Origin of the sequence: Streptomonospora alba (assembly GCF_000826685.1) — a bacterium.
Lineage (GTDB): Bacteria > Actinomycetota > Actinomycetes > Streptosporangiales > Streptosporangiaceae > Streptomonospora > Streptomonospora alba.
This window is the reverse complement of record NZ_JROO01000092.1, coordinates 1-248: the sequence shown is the minus strand read 5'-3', so window position 1 is coordinate 248 and position 248 is coordinate 1. Positions and strand designations below refer to the sequence as shown.

The 248-nt window shown below is 69.8% G+C and carries 1 protein-coding gene; it reads right to left on the bottom strand.

Annotation, left to right across the window (positions count from 1 at the left end):
- Positions 1-248, bottom strand: a 248-nt coding sequence (locus LP52_RS25405) for a ketoacyl-synthetase C-terminal extension domain-containing protein (RefSeq protein ID WP_040276957.1), incomplete at both ends; no start/stop codon positions are given.

Below are 248 nucleotides of genomic sequence, written 5' to 3'. Positions count from 1 at the left end.
ACCACATGCGCATTCGTCCCCGAGAAGCCGAATGCGGAGACCGCTGCCCGGCGCGGACGACCGTTCCGCTCCCAGGGGCGTGCTTCATTCAGCAGGCGCACCTCGCCGCTCGACCAGTCCACCGCCGGCGTCGGCTCGTCGGCGTGCAGCGTCCGCGGAAGCGTCTCGTGCCGCATCGCCTGGATCATCTTGATGACGCCGCCTACGCCGGCCGCGCCCTGGGTGTGGCCGATGTTCGACTTCAGCGA